At 58.0% G+C, this 11,644-nt stretch carries 15 protein-coding genes; all 15 read right to left on the bottom strand.

Annotated elements, in window-relative coordinates; translation table 11 throughout:
• Positions 1–8: 8 nt before the first annotated feature.
• The 15 genes from NB231_RS15835 to mntA all read right to left on the bottom strand — a co-directional run bounded on the left by NB231_RS15835 (position 9) and on the right by mntA (position 10,748).
• A complete protein-coding gene (locus tag NB231_RS15835) occupies positions 9–995 on the bottom strand; it encodes an NAD-dependent 4,6-dehydratase LegB (RefSeq protein WP_040662571.1) in 987 nt (328 codons plus the stop codon).
• 114 nt (positions 996–1,109) lie between these two features.
• Positions 1,110–2,405: a lipopolysaccharide biosynthesis protein gene (locus tag NB231_RS15830; protein WP_050756126.1), complete on the bottom strand. Its 1,296-nt coding sequence runs from the start codon at positions 2,403–2,405 to the stop codon at positions 1,110–1,112.
• 8 nt (positions 2,406–2,413) lie between these two features.
• Positions 2,414–3,970, bottom strand: coding sequence for a DegT/DnrJ/EryC1/StrS aminotransferase family protein (locus NB231_RS15825; RefSeq protein ID WP_005004879.1), 1,557 nt, complete (start codon positions 3,968–3,970; stop codon positions 2,414–2,416).
• The gene (locus NB231_RS15820; protein WP_005004878.1) at positions 3,963–4,256 is read right to left on the bottom strand and encodes a hypothetical protein; all 294 of its coding nucleotides are present in this window, start codon (positions 4,254–4,256) and stop codon (positions 3,963–3,965) included. The genes NB231_RS15825 and NB231_RS15820 overlap by 8 nt, the downstream gene beginning before the upstream one ends.
• Positions 4,257–4,258: 2 nt before the next feature.
• Positions 4,259–4,846 carry an acyltransferase gene (locus NB231_RS15815; protein ID WP_005004874.1) on the bottom strand — a complete coding sequence of 196 codons (588 nt, stop codon included), beginning with the start codon at positions 4,844–4,846 and terminating at the stop codon, positions 4,259–4,261.
• A gap of 62 nt (positions 4,847–4,908) precedes the next feature.
• A complete protein-coding gene (locus NB231_RS15810; protein ID WP_005004871.1) occupies positions 4,909–5,160 on the bottom strand; it encodes a GxxExxY protein in 252 nt (83 codons plus the stop codon).
• Between the two features lie 193 nt (positions 5,161–5,353).
• The gene (locus NB231_RS15805; RefSeq protein WP_005004867.1) at positions 5,354–6,418 is read right to left on the bottom strand and encodes a Gfo/Idh/MocA family protein; all 1,065 of its coding nucleotides are present in this window, start codon (positions 6,416–6,418) and stop codon (positions 5,354–5,356) included.
• 505 nt (positions 6,419–6,923) lie between these two features.
• A complete protein-coding gene (locus NB231_RS15800; RefSeq protein ID WP_005004864.1) occupies positions 6,924–7,271 on the bottom strand; it encodes a MarR family EPS-associated transcriptional regulator in 348 nt (115 codons plus the stop codon).
• Positions 7,271–7,798 (bottom strand): hypothetical protein, encoded by a 528-nt coding sequence (locus NB231_RS15795; RefSeq protein ID WP_005004862.1) that lies wholly within the window; start codon positions 7,796–7,798, stop codon positions 7,271–7,273. The genes NB231_RS15800 and NB231_RS15795 overlap by 1 nt, the downstream gene beginning before the upstream one ends.
• Positions 7,795–8,094 carry a nucleotidyltransferase domain-containing protein gene (locus NB231_RS15790; RefSeq protein WP_005004861.1) on the bottom strand — a complete coding sequence of 100 codons (300 nt, stop codon included), beginning with the start codon at positions 8,092–8,094 and terminating at the stop codon, positions 7,795–7,797. Before NB231_RS15790 ends, NB231_RS15795 begins: the two co-directional genes overlap by 4 nt.
• Before the next feature lie 5 nt (positions 8,095–8,099).
• Positions 8,100–8,360: a MarR family EPS-associated transcriptional regulator gene (locus NB231_RS18075; protein ID WP_005004859.1), complete on the bottom strand. Its 261-nt coding sequence runs from the start codon at positions 8,358–8,360 to the stop codon at positions 8,100–8,102.
• 262 nt (positions 8,361–8,622) lie between these two features.
• Positions 8,623–9,525, bottom strand: a complete 903-nt coding sequence (locus NB231_RS15780; RefSeq protein WP_005004854.1) for a DUF4351 domain-containing protein — start codon at positions 9,523–9,525, stop codon at positions 8,623–8,625.
• Between the two features lie 44 nt (positions 9,526–9,569).
• Complete coding sequence (locus tag NB231_RS15775) at positions 9,570–9,737, bottom strand: winged helix-turn-helix transcriptional regulator (protein ID WP_005004853.1); 168 nt, start codon at positions 9,735–9,737, stop codon at positions 9,570–9,572.
• Between the two features lie 181 nt (positions 9,738–9,918).
• Entirely contained in the window at positions 9,919–10,353 is a 435-nt protein-coding gene (gene hepT, locus NB231_RS15770; RefSeq protein WP_005004852.1) for a type VII toxin-antitoxin system HepT family RNase toxin, read from the bottom strand.
• A complete protein-coding gene (mntA, locus tag NB231_RS15765) occupies positions 10,341–10,748 on the bottom strand; it encodes a type VII toxin-antitoxin system MntA family adenylyltransferase antitoxin (RefSeq protein ID WP_040664376.1) in 408 nt (135 codons plus the stop codon). The genes hepT and mntA overlap by 13 nt, the downstream gene beginning before the upstream one ends.
• Positions 10,749–11,644 lie beyond the last annotated feature (896 nt).

Genomic DNA, 11,644 nt, shown 5'->3' with positions numbered 1-11,644 from the left:
GCGGCCGCTCAAAGATTGTAGAGATCGATCTTGTACTTGGCGAGATTTTGTGGCTGTGTAAACCAGTCAATAGTTTTCTGCAGCCCGGTGCAGATATCGTGCTCGGGTTGGAAGCCCGTCAGTTCGCGGATCAGAGTATTGTCGCCCCAAAGACGAAACACTTCCGATCTTTGCGGGCGCAAACGCTGATCCTCGGTAATGAACTCTACGTCACTGGACATCAATTCACGAATGATGGCCAGCGTGTCTTCAACCGAGATTTCATGATTGGAAGAGATATTGACGGCTTTGCCATCGGCTGACTCACAACTCGCTAAGGCCAGAAAGCCCCGGCAGGTATCTTCGACATAATTGAAATCCCGTGTCGGCGAGACGTCACCTAGCTTGATCTGCGTGTTGCCACTGGCAATCTGCGTGATGATGGTGGGGATCACCGCGCGCGCGGACTGACGTGGGCCATAGGTATTGAACGGCCGGGCAATCGTGATCGGTAGACCGAAGGCATTGTAAAAGCTCATCGCCATAGCATCCGCGCCGATCTTGGAGGCGCTGTAGGGTGACTGCGGCTGCAGGGGATGCTTCTCATCAATGGGCACATACTGCGCGGTACCGTAGACTTCGCTGGTCGAGGTATGGATCACTCGCTTAACGCCATTCTCCATCGCAGCCTGGCAGATGTTCAGGGTGCCCTTGATGTTGGTGTCGACGTAGCTATCCGGCGCTACGTAAGAATACGGAATAGCAATCAGCGCGGCCAAATGAAAAACGAGGTCCACGTCCTTAGTAATTTTCTTGCAGTAATGGGGGTCGCGCACATCTCCGGTCAGCACTTCGACTCGATCCAGACAATTCACATCCTCCAGCCAACCCCAATAGCTGAATGAATTGTACTGGGATAGAGCCTTGACCTCATATCCTTCGCGGACCAAAAGTTCCACCAAGTGCGAGCCTATGAAGCCGTCCGCACCTGTGATTAGAGTTCTTTTAGATGTCATCGTATCTCTTAACTTTTGAGTGGACACTGACGAGTTGACGAGTCATGTGGAGGCGTCTCCGGCTCCTGCAACAGGTTAACTGTCAAGACCTTCAACCAAACAAGACAACCATGGTCATACTATCCGGCCAGCTCGTCTGTGCGGCACGGGGAAGATCGCGGCACGCCATGGCATCGGCCTTACGCGACATGCGATCCACCAGGTTCCCAGAAATAGGAAGGCTTGAGAGAGCATGAACGCCTGTGCTGCGCCAACAAGCCCATTCATCTTGATCAGAAAATAAGTGGCGAGGACGTTGAACAATCCCGTGATAAAGGTATTCATCGCCAGATAGGCCGTCTTGCCACTGAAAAAAATGTAATTCGTCACCATGTAATACATGCCGCAGAAGGCATAGCCAAACGCAATGTAGGGCACTACGTCTGCGGCCTGCTGAAATTGCTCGCCCGCCAGTATCGTCAACACAAATGGAGCCATACCTGCCATTGCCAGCGCCGCCACGCTGGCAATGGCAAAATAAAGATAAGTCCCACGGACGATCTTGTGATCGCGAACGGGATCTTCATTGACCAGCGCACCCATCAGCCAGGGCGCGTAAGCCCGGTTGAAAGAGTCGGCTATCAAGCCAAGCACCATGCCGAATTGCAGCGCGACCATGTAGATTCCCGTCCGGTCTACATCCAGCATGTTGCTGATCATAAAACGATCGACAGTGACGATCATTAAACCGCCCAGTGCGTGTGGTATCAATGGTACCCCGAACCGAAGCGCGTCGCGTGCATCGTCTTTGCTGGTTGGCGAGGAGACTTCCCCGTTCCGCCAGAGGAGCAGCAGACCAATCAGCATGAAGCCACCGGCGGCGAGTGCTTGGCCCAGTGCCCGCCCCTGCCAAGCCATCGTGGTCCCAAGCACCAACAGAAGCGAAAGTGAAGCATTCAAAACACTCTGCGAGACTTGAAAGAGACCGTACGCGATCGGCTGCCGCTTCACCTGCCAAAGGCTCAAGCGGATATTGACAACGAATTGGGCAGCCGAGACCAGAACAGCAATCATCAACCAATCACCGGGGACATGGGTGAAAGCCTCTAGCCACGGGCGAGTTAGCGCCGCAGTTGCCAAAATAAAGACCGTGCTGACGGCGAGAATGGCAAGGCACGTTCCAACGTAGCGCGCGATGGCGCGCTCATTGAGTTGGAAGTAGCGAACACTGATGGCACCGTGAACGCTCAAACCGGTAAATGCGCCCATAATGCCGATAACCAGGGTAAACATCGCTACGGTGCCATATTCCTCCGGCGACAAGACACGCGTAAGCACCGGAAGAAGGAAGAACGGAATAGCAGCGTTGAGTATATTACCAATAACGTAAATGCCCGTAGCACCAAGCAGCCCGCGTCCTGCTCTCAGCATCCTCGTCTTCATTTGGCTAGAGCGGATACCACTCGGTCCTGGTCGGTCACGCTCAAATAAGGCCCCATCGGGAGGCAGATGACCTCGCGCGCCATCTCGTCGCCAACAGGTAGATTGGCCGTGGGAGCCTTAACCGCTGGCTGCTGATTTAATGAAACCGGATAATGTACTGCCGTCGGTACGCCCGCCTCCTTTAATCGCGCCTGGACCGCCTCGCGATCTTTTACCCTAATGGTGTATTGGGCATAGACACTGAGATTGTATGATTCTATATAAGGCGTAGTGTTTACCTCTGCTTTCTTCAACAAGTGGTCATAACGGTGGGCCACCTGTTGGCGCATTTCGACTTCCTCGGAGAGAATCTCAAGCTTAGGCAGCAGGATGGCAGCCTGCAGAGTGTCGATCCGGCTGTTCACACCGACGCGCACATGGTGGTAGCGACGGTCCTGGCCATGCCGCGCAATCTGACGAATGACAGCGGCGAGTTCTTCTTCATTGGTGAAGATGGCCCCGCCATCACCGTAAGCGCCCAAAGGCTTGCTGGGGAAAAAGCTAGTGCAGCCAATGGTGGTTAGATTACAAGAGCGGCGGCCCTTGTAAGTGGCGCCGAAGCTCTGGGCGGCGTCCTCGATCACCGGCAGTCCGTGCTTTTCGGCAACGGCGTTGATGGCGTCGAAGTCGGCGCACTGGCCGTAGAGAGAGACGGCCATAATGGCGCGGGTCTTGGGCGTGATGGCAGCTTCCAACTTGTTCGGATCCAGGTTGTAGGTGCGCGGGTCGATGTCCACGTATAGGGGCCTGGCACCCAGCACGGCGATGACCTCCGCCGTGGCGATGAAGCTGAAGGCCGGGGTGATGACTTCGTCGCCGGGGCCAACGCCCAACGCCATTAGGGCGATTTGCAAAGCGTCGGTGCCGTTGCCGCAGGTGATGCAATAGCGGCTACCGGTGAATTCGATGAGCCGTTCTTCTAGCTCACCGACCTCGGCCCCTAGGATGTATTTACCATGATGGAGTACACGCTGGATATTGCGCTCCAGAGCTGGGAGCAGCCGGTCCTGCTGGGTCTTGAGATCGATGAAGTCGATGTGAGTTGTCTGCCCGGCCTCAATGTCCTGGCTGATCAACCAGTCCAGGGCCTCTTGCGGCGTGGCCGTAGATACCACATCCAGCGCATCGAAATGGGCGTCACGGGTAACAATGCGTGTCTCGCCGCCCACCAGAACCGCACTGCTGGCCGCGATCTGTGCATCCTCGTAATCGCGAGCCTGGCGGTATAGATCGACCTGATTGTGCCCGTGGTTCGTAAGCACCCCAGCTCGACGAAACAGGCTCGCCATGGCCCCTTTCGCAGCCTCATCGGTGTCTTCCGGCGGCATACCCGCTTGCTTTAGGGCACGCCGGGCCAGGTAATCCAGCGTCGGGAGGCTGCTGGCGCTCACCCACAGCCGAGCATTGAGGGCACAGGCCTGATCCACCAAGGCCTCTATCGTTTTGGCACCGGGCCGACCTAGCCAAAGATCCAGGATAACGTTGATATCAAGGACAAGGTTCTTGTTAGTCACGGTTCAAGTACTTTTCTTCCAGGTGCTGGTGCCAGGCGGCCTTATCCTCTCGCGGCTTGGCGGCCGGAATCCGACCTCGGTAGCCTTTCATGAGGGCGTTTAGTTCTGCACCAACACCGGTCGTCCCGGTATCGATTATCGCATCGCTGGTGGAGGGAGCTGGCTGGGGTCGGGCAACTGCCTCCACGTCCGCGTCGGCCACCTCAACCGTTACCATTCGCCGCTTGAAGCGGAGCGGGCGCACGGGACGCAGCACGCCATTTTCCCAGATCATTTCCACTTGCATGGTTACTGGCTCTCCAGTATTTCGACTCGGCCCTGGCGGAGACGATAACGCTCGCCGGTGGCTGGGCAGGCGGCGTCGCCTTCACCGTTGAGAGGGAGAGGCAAGCGTTCGCCGTGGCGACTCATCCAGCCAATTTGCTTAGCCGGAACGCCCACCATCAGCGCGTAGGCCGGCACGTCTTTGGTAACGACGGCACCCGCACCGATGAAGGCGTGCTCACCAATGGTGACACCGCAGATAATGGTGCAGTTGGCGCCCAAGGTCACCCCTTGCTTGACCAGCGTATCTCTGTATTCATCCTTGCGGGAAACCGCCGAGCGCGGATTGTAGACGTTAGTGAAAACCATGCTCGGACCACAGAAAACGTCGTCCTCTAGGGTGACGTTGTCGTAGACAGACACGTTGTTCTGAATCTTGACATTATCGCCGATGACGGCCTTATTGCCGACAAAGACATTCTGGCCCAACGAGCAGCGGCTGCCGATGGTTGCGCCACCGCAGACATGAACCCAGTGCCAGATGCGTGTGCCGGTGCCTATGCTGGCGCCTTCATCGATTATGGCGTTGGGATGTACCTGAATATCCGTCATACCAAATCACTCAAATACATTTTTTGCCCCGGAAGGACACGGAATAGACGGAAAGGCTCTTTTCATAAGACGAATCTTTTGATGACAGCTTTAGGGTGCGAGAAATTCACTAGCAAACCCACCCTAACGCCGGTTGCTTTCAGATAGTTGAGTATTTGGGCTTCGTGCTCCGGCAAAATCTGCTTCACCGCCTTAAGCTCCAGGAGAACTCTATCTTCTACCAGTAGATCCGCGCTGTATTGACCGACAACCATGCCCTTGTAGTAAACCGATACAGGAACCTGAGACTCGGCGGCAATACGCTGCCTGTGCATCTCATTGAGCAGGGCATTTTCGTAGACCTTCTCGAGGCCCCCCCAAGATGGCGCGCTACTTCATATACGCAGCCGCGGATTCGATAGGTCAGATCCTCTTCCAGCAGACCATCCATAGTCGAACTCCAAAGCCTTTTGCCACGGAAGTACACGGAAGGTAACTATATAAATCTATTTCCGTGTGCGTCCGTGGCTAATATTCCAGCGGGAGGGCGACTTGCCGCCCGTCCCGGGCGGAGAGGTAGCTGGCAATGAGAACTTCCATGGATTTAAGGCCCTCCCGCCCGTCAGTCTCCGGCTCGGCTTCACCGTTTAGGGCCATAATTACGTTATCGTAATACGAAGGATGCCCATAACCATAAACGGAAGTAGTATCGTAATTCGCCTCTGCAACCCACTCGTCGTCCGGATGCGGCTCGGCAAACTCCCAGTGCTGGATATCGTTTACGGCAACCCCTCCTACCCGCACGGTGCCTTTCTCGCCGAGAATGGTTATCGAGCCCTCGAAGTTCTTGGGATGAGTAAGCATAGTGACGTTCATGGAACCTAGAGCACCGCTGCGCCAGCGAATGTTCATGACCGCCGTATCTTCGACCTCGATGTTTCGATCCAGCGTGGCCGTATAGGCCTGGATGCTTTCAACCGGGCCGATAAGCCAATCGATCAGATCCACATAGTGGCTAGCTTGGTTCATCAGTGCGCCGCCATCGAACTCCCAGGTGCCGCGCCAGCGCGCGCTGTCGTAGTACGCCTGGGGACGCGTCCAGAAAACGTTGAGATTGACCATATAGATGCGGCCAAAGCGCTTTTGCTCAATGGCGCGTTTGAGCAACTGCAGGGTGGCATTGCGGCGGTTCTGCTTGACTACGAACAAATAACGGCCAGCCTCGTCACAGGCACGAACCATGCGCTTGGCATCCGCCCAACGAGTAGCCATGGGCTTTTCGGTGATGACATGAAGTCCGGCCTCCGCGGCAGCAACCGCCTGATCCGAATGTAAGCCGCTCGGAGTACATAGGCATACGGCGTCCACCTCGCCGCGTTCCAAGAGGTCTTCCATATCCGGATAACCCGGGGCATCCGTTTTCCCCTGCGCTATTTGCAGCGCTTGCGGGTCGGTGTCGCAGACGGCTGCCAGCACGGCGCGGTCTGCATGCTGCTGAATGGCCTCAATGTGCTTCTGGGCAATACGTCCGCAACCGACTAAACCAAAACGAATCTGCCGATCACGAATGGCGTCGGGCGTGGCTTTTTGCATATGCTTTTGGCTCCCTGTCATTTGCCTTTATGCATACACGAGCATCGTTCGCCGGCATTCTCGGTGGAATGCTGCATAAGTAATAACCGATTACGCCACCTTGCAATGGCAGCGTAATTTGTGGACATAAAGACATGCGCTTCATCCTCATCCACGCACGCTACCGCCTGGGGTATCGACCTCCAAGCGACAAGAATATTGATTTTCTGGGCGCTGCGCCTTCAAAAGCCGCGGTTAGGCCGCGAATAACCGCCTCCAGCTAGGACGGGCCTTTACCAAAGGCCATAAGCCCGTCACCACGAGCATGGAGCGGACGGAGCCGCGTTTCCGGTAAGCTCATCCAGAGGCACGAACAGATGCCTGGAAAATCAAATCGATGAGTGGCATCCTTCGACCACCGCGGCACCGACGCAGCCGGACCATCAGGTGAAGACCCCATAACTTAGCAACTCAGGCGCCCCCTCCTCGCGCGGCTTGCAATGAACGGCGTGCCGGCACCGCATAATCATTGCTCTCCCTGCTCATGCGATGAGGCCTCACCGAGCTCGGCGCGCAGCGCCTCGATCTCTTGGAGCAGTGCCTGACGCTCCTGCTCTTTGCGCCTTAAAAAGCGCAGCGCAAGCGCCGCCTTCTCCGTGAGCCCATTTGGGGTCAGCTTGTAGAGATAGGCGCGCTTATTACGGCTATTGCGAAAGTTGGCCGCCTTTACAAAACCCCGCTCGATCAATGCCTGCACGCAGTAATTCACCCGCCCGAGGCTGATGCCGAGCGTGGCGGCAAGCTCGCGCTGGGTCATGTCGGGCTTTTGCTCCAGATGACGCAGCACCTGGAAGCGCAGATCCTCGGGACGCATTAAGGGACCTTTATGTGCCTATTATCCAGGGTGTCCGGCCATTGACTCGCGTGGTTACCGAAACGGGCCTTCGCATAGCCGTTGAGGGCGTTGTACGTTTCGATCAATAAGGGCACCAACGCATGGGCACGCTTCAAGGCGGCGGCGAACTCCTCAGGATCACGCATGTATTCATGAACCAGGCGATTGCGCAGATTCCTCGCCTCGACCCAATCAATGACGGACGATAACAATCCCAGCTTCTCCATCCGATTCAGGTTGTCCAAGGCCGCTCCGGGGGTCTCGAGCAACTGCCGCCTCAGCTCCGGGATCAGCCGATCGCCAATGGTGTCCTGCATCTGTGCGAATCGGGCGACGAAGGCGTCGAGCCTCTCGGCAAGGCCGGGGTTCTCCTCTAGAGCCTCAACCCAGTTGGCGTCGATGGGCTGACTGAACAACCGGCCCGTGGTCGTGAGTAGGTGACGCCCTTGCCGCTCTACGGTATCCATGAGGAACAATAAACGGGCACTATCCACCGGGTTATTCATAGGGGGATGCCCTTCGCCTTGGCCATCTCGTGGATCGGCTGTCGCCTTGTATTTGGATCGGCCATAAGAATGTCGATATGCTGATCGCCGAACGCGAGCTGCAGTTCGGCCGTCAACCGACTTGCCGCTGCGGCACGGTTCTCCACAAAATGAGGCACCTCGACATAGAGATCCACATCGCCCCCACGGGCGGTGTCATCCCGTCGCGAGCCGAACAGGTAAACGCGCGCGCCCGCTCCGAAGGCGGCTTGCACTTTCTCACGAATGACTCGAACCTGCTCGAGCGTCAGGCGCATTGCGCTTACCCTTCAATGACTTGCCAGTCGCACCGGACACGCTTTACTGAAAAAAAGCGCGGCGCCACATTCTTGGCCAAACCCTGCAGGATCCGCTTATAGAGATAGGCACGCTTGTTGCCGCTGTTGCGAAAGTTCGCCGCCTTTACCAAGCCCCGCTCGATCAGCGCCTGCATGCAGTAGTTGACCTGCCCGACGCTGCCGCCAAGTGCGGCAGCAAGCTCGCGTTGGGTCATGTCCGGCTTTTGCTCCAGGTGGCGCAGCACCTGGAAGCGCAGAATCCTCGGGGCGCATGGCTTGGTCTTCTACAGCGGCTGTTGCCAATATCGGCGGCTCTATGAGGCGGCGCGTGGAACGCTCTATGCGTTCAATGGATGAACAGAGGTCATTTAGACCACAACTGCGGACCAAAGGCAAGGGGTTGTGCTCAAAGTACGCTGGGATCGGCAGGTCGAAAACGGTTCGTCCGGCGCAATACGCTGCGCTATTGCGCCCTACCGTTGCTCGTTAGTAGCTGGCCTCGAAGGATCAGCGCAGCACCTCTTCCGGGCTTTGAGCCACGAGAATGCGCTCGGACCAGGTAAGCAGCGTCTCGGCGTCCGCCGTCTCGATGCGCCGGCGCTGCGCCTCGCTAAGCGCGCCGAATTTGCGCTCCATCTGGCGGATCAAGACAGCCGCCTCGCCCTGCTGTAGGCCCTGCTCGAGGCCTTGCTGCAGGCCCTGCTTTAGACCGCGCTCCGTGAAGCGCTCGGCGAATGTGCTCATGGCGTGTACCTCGTCGGGATAGTGTGCCTGAAACACACGCCGCTCATTATCATCCAGCGCGGCATAGATGTCGATGAAATCCAGGTACTTGGCCTGGCGCTCCGGCTCCGGCTCCAGACTCAGCAGGCCCCGCCACGCCTGCGCGAAAATCTCCGGTTTGCGCGCCGCGGGATAGGCCATGTTCGGCAGGTTCAAGCGCGCGACCAAATTGTCGCTGTGTAGGTACGGCTCGGCCGGTAGCGAGGCAAGCTCGCACGCCAGATAGCGGAAGCGCAGGTACTCATGGCGATCGCCGCCCAGGGCCAGCGCGCGCGGCGCGCCGGTGCCGCGCAGGAAGATGACCACCGGCACCACTCGGGTGAGGTCGAGCAGCTCCGCGAGGTCCAGACAGTAATGGGCCAGGCGGTGGATGGAAAAACGCCGTGGGTCGCTTTCCTCCTCCACTACGAACAGCATCGCCTCGCGCCGGCCGTCCGGCCACTCCACCAGCAAGGGCACGTCGAGCTCGCGAAACCGCTCCCCCAAGCGTTCCTGGAGTTGTTCCTGGCGCACCGGGAGGATGCTGGTGGCCTGGTCAATGCCGCCTGCTTCTTCGGCGGCGAAGAAGCGAAGCGCCTGGTGCGGGTAGTCCAGGATGAGGTTTTTGAAGTTCTGGTCGTGACTCACACGATTGCCTTCTCTTCCTTGGCCAAAACGAGCGGCGCTGGGCTTCAGGCTTCATTCGCCGCCTTGACCAGGCCCCGCTCGATCAGCGCCTGCACGCAATAGTTGACCCGCCCGAGGCTGATGCCGAGCGCGGCGGCAAGCTCGCGCTGTGTCATATCCGGCTTTTGCTCCAGGTGACGCAGCACCTGGAAGCGCAGATCCTCGGGATGCATGGTTCGGTCTTCCGCATCGGCTGTTGCCGATATCGGCGGCTCGCGTCGGCAGACGGGCGAGTGCTATCTACGTTCAGAAAATGAACATAGAAAATTTATATCCAGCCCTGCTCCGAACGCAGGGACTTCGCCCCGAAGGTGCAGTGGGTTGGCGGGTGGAAGGCGGTAGTCCGGCACATTGCTAGACCGAGGTATTTGGGCCGTTGTCGGTCAAGGTTGCCATAGCACGCGCGAAATTGCGGAAATCTTCCAAGCCCTTCCAGGTAATGGCATGGACGATGTCCCAATCGATGGATTGATATTGGTGAATAGCGATATTGCGGAAACCCACCGCTGCCTTCATCCGCAAGGACAAAGCCTCGCTGATTAATCCCAGCTTGGCAAGACCCTCGAATGCTTCTCCCATCGTCTGTGGTGCCATCTGCTCGGACTCGGCGATGACATGCACGGCCATATCCACGCACAATTGGACTGCACGCGTTAAATTGAGCGTCACGATGTCCTGGCGATCAAGATCCTTACCCAGCTCACCGGCTGAGTCGGCTCGCCTCTCCTCTATGCGGCGGACACAGCGGCGAAGGGCCTCAAGCTTCTCCTGCAAAATCAACGTATCCATGCGTCCCTGCGTTGCCGTAGCAGCCTTTCCCGGTAAGGAAGGAAATCGGCGCTGTCCGCGAGCATTCGTGACAGGAGGGAAGCGTAGGCGGCCTTGTCTCGACATAGCAGCCGCCTTCCACCAAGCAATACTGAGCGCCTGATCGGCACACCGGCCGTGCGCAGGTCCACCAGATCCACGGGGCGAGCGCTTGTTTGCGCAAGCAATTCGATCAGACGCGCCTTGCGCTCCTGGCTGATAGGCTCATCAGCCAGTACTGCCACATCAACGTCGCTATCCGACCGCAACCGGCCCGACGCGAGGGAGCCGAAGACGATTGCGAGTTGGATATCCGGTTGCTCGGCGAGCAATGCCGCTAGGCGAGCCAGAAGCGGGGCATTCGATTCCGTGCTCATAAAACCATTGTCGCATAACGCCACTATCGCGTTCATCGTAACCATGATGGACGCCTAAGCTGACAAAAACTCCAGGCTGCGGATGCAGGTTACATGCGATCCACTCGGGCCCGCTACCGCCTGGGATATCCGCGCGCTCCTCGCCGCAAGGAGAGGAGAAGAGCGCCTCGCAGCCGGCAAACGGCCCTTCGATGATGCGCACCCGCTGGTTACAGCGAAACGGGCTGGGTGCCTGCAGCGCGACGCAGCCGCTGTGCGCATCCGTTCGCCCGTGCCGCTCCCGAATAACCGTCTCCGGCACCTCGGCCGGCAAGCTCTTATCTGGAAAAACCCGCGATTGCCATATGCAGTATGGCTGAATGCCGCGACCCTGACCAAACCCGGTATGTGTATCCACACGCGCCCAGCTCGCGTATGAACAGAGGTGATTTACACAATAACCTTGCGCCAAAGACAGGACGGTTGTGCTCAAAGGGCGCTGGGATCGACAGGTCGAAAACGGTTCGTCCGGCGCAATACGCTGCGCTATTGCGCCCTACACCGGGTCCGGCTCCAGGCTAGCAGACCCCGCAGCGCCTGCGCGAAAATCTCCGGTTTGCGCGCCGCGGGATAGGCCATGTTCGGCATGGTTCAAGCGCGCGACCAGATTGTCGCTGTGTAGGGACGGCTCGGCCGGACGTCCCACAGATGACAGTGCCAGCGACGCTTTCCGAAGACATGTTCTCCCCACATTCGCCGGATCGGCACCGGATTGAAAAAGCCCTCTTCGCGCATACGCCGCTCGTCGAGCAATTCTTCCGTTCACTCCCGCAGCGGGCCGCGCAGCCAGTGCTCTTCGATGGGCACGCCGAAACCACTTGCCCTGGCCGTTTCGGTATTTGCCTTCCCCCGGCACC

The sequence above is a fragment of the Nitrococcus mobilis Nb-231 genome (genome assembly GCF_000153205.1).
Classification (GTDB): Bacteria; Pseudomonadota; Gammaproteobacteria; order Nitrococcales; family Nitrococcaceae; genus Nitrococcus; species Nitrococcus mobilis.
The sequence above is the reverse complement of the archived record's forward strand: the minus strand, read 5'-3'. Positions and strand labels throughout refer to the sequence as shown.